The 2,385-nt window shown below is 40.2% G+C and carries 2 protein-coding genes; both read right to left on the reverse strand.

Translation table 11 applies throughout. The features are described 5' to 3' along the window. Positions 1-241: 241 nt before the first annotated feature. On the reverse strand, positions 242-1,387 hold the full coding sequence (locus tag FD01_RS04540) for an AAA family ATPase (protein WP_010014585.1): 1,146 nt from the start codon (positions 1,385-1,387) through the stop codon (positions 242-244). Continuing rightward, positions 1,387-2,220, reverse strand: a complete 834-nt coding sequence (locus tag FD01_RS04545; RefSeq protein WP_054719984.1) for a DUF6414 family protein — start codon at positions 2,218-2,220, stop codon at positions 1,387-1,389. The genes FD01_RS04540 and FD01_RS04545 overlap by 1 nt, the downstream gene beginning before the upstream one ends. Positions 2,221-2,385 lie beyond the last annotated feature (165 nt).

Genomic DNA, 2,385 nt, shown 5'->3' on the forward strand with positions numbered 1-2,385 from the left:
AAATTCCGCCGGATTATTTTGAATATTGGCCGCCGGAATAGCGTGCCGCGCGACAGAGTGGGAATAAAATGCAGGTATCACTTGAAGTGAAAAGCTTGATTTGACAGCATTTCAGACGAAGTGAAACGGGTTGAAATAGGTAGAATTTACTTGGTTTCCTGCCAAAATCCTGCCACAAAAAGAGCCATATACTCATAGCAGATTGCTTGAGATATGGCTCTTTTTGTGGGATCGGGCACTACTATTCATCTGAACTTGAGTTAACTGTTATTTGTTGCTCGAGCAACATGGTATATACGTCATTTTCGATAAATGAATCAAGCATGCGAACGTTTGAAAAAATCTGCAAATTTTCTTGATAGTGTTCTTCTAATTTTGAGGCGCTAATAAATTTCTGATCCTCAGGGGTGAGTTCTGACAGAATTCGCTTGAAGGCATTTGAGATGACCGTGGAGATTTCCTCCTTGGTTAGTTTTTCAAATTTAATCTTTTGATCAATTCTTGAATATATTGGAAGGCCCACCGTGGATGCAATAGTTTCCTCATCGTTGAAATTAGACGTTAGGATGAATATGCAACTAGATACATCCACTTTGTAATTGATGTCCTCGAAAATACCCTCATCAAACATTTGATAAAATACGTTATATAAGCTAGGGGACACCTTGTCGAATTCATCGATTAGGACGATGTTTGATTCGCGCGATAGTAAGTCCCTAGCCATGGATGGCCGAGCATGTTCATCACCGAAAACATATTTGAAGGCTTCTTCGGTTTGCATCATTGAAAACTGAATTCGTGTTAACTTACCATGGTAGAAGTTGCTAATATTCTTAGCTAATTCAGTTTTACCTACGCCAGAGGGTCCGTAGAACATCATGACAGTGGGCTTTTTCTGGTGATGGTATGCCGCTTTGTACAATCCTACGCACGATGCGTGTTTAGCATTGTTTTGTCCAATAACTTTTCCGGTTAGTAGCTGAGAGTAAAGTTTTGTGACCTCGGTCGTACTTGGAGAAAAATATGGCGACGTTACTTCAACAATCTCATCCTCATCAAAGTTGGATCTGATGGAGTATTCAACTCGTTTCGGAGGATTCTGAATATACAAGTTTTCGATGTCGTGGCCTAGTAGTACAATATTCGAGAAATTTGAGATTACGTGTTCTGTGACCGATGCAAAGTCATCAGCAAAAATTACCACATTACCAATTTTATCGCGGCTAAATTCGGCATCTTTGTTGCCCATAGTATCGTTGGCGCGGACCGTTACATTATATTGACGAATCAGCTCCATAAATGGTGTGTAATTGTCCTCTACTTGATTTTGATTAAGTAGGGAGCGGAAATCTTTGCTCGATCCGTAGAATAGTTGAATATTTGCCATTAGCGAACCCCCGCTAAAACGACATCGAAAACATCAAGCGATTTTTCGTCGTTAGAATCAGCATCCTGATGGGATTGAGCCTGCTTGGCTAAGCCGCTAAATCCGACTTCGGACTGCTGACTGTCAAGATTGAACTCTGTTTCAAAATCGAGTTGGGATAGCTTTGTTGTACCGACGTGAATAGCATACAGAACTAAGTTCATTTTAGGCAAATCCTGAATACGATAATTGTTCTTAAAAGCATCAATGTTAAAACGAAATACCTTTTGAGTGGTGATGGATTTACCAAATTTTGAATCAGTTTTTTCTCCGACCACTTCGTAGTAACCTTTAGAGTTTCGGATGCCACTGTTCATTTTTGAAATTGCCATGGTAATATCTGGATTGTCGAGCTGTTGATGTCCCTCCATCATCTCTGTTAGGGGCGCTATAGTTGCGAAGTAAGTCATTGAATCTTTCGGAATTGAGAGTGCGTAATCTTCCTTAATATCTAATAATGGCGTTCCCCGTTTTGATTCTGCGGACTCTAAGAAATCATAAAGCAAAGAATTCTCAATGACGGTTCTGGCAATTTTACTTCCGTTGAGAGATCCATTTGCTCCCATCATTGAGTTGATGCCGGCGGATAAGCCAGAGATATGACTCACCAGTTTATTGACTCCGACATCTTCGTCTAGTTGTGCTTTTATGTCAGCATCTGCGCCAATTTTCCCAGTCATAGATCGAATTGTTTCCTCGGTTCTCGTCAGATGTCCTTTTTGACGAACCTGTAATAAATCTACAGCGGAGGTTTCATCAAAGTAGATGATTTTTCGTGGCAGGCTTTTCTTCATGTGTGTTCCGCCTTATCTATATAATTTTTATTGATTCATACGTATTATAGCAGAGTAGAAGGCTTTTATGGTCGATTTTCGAACAAACGTTCCCGAACGTGGTAGTCTTTTAACCTGGATTATTCATAGAATTTCAAAAAAGCAGCGCAATCCCACGATTCACAC

The organism is Lacticaseibacillus manihotivorans DSM 13343 = JCM 12514 (assembly GCF_001435035.1).
GTDB lineage: Bacteria > Bacillota > Bacilli > Lactobacillales > Lactobacillaceae > Lacticaseibacillus > Lacticaseibacillus manihotivorans.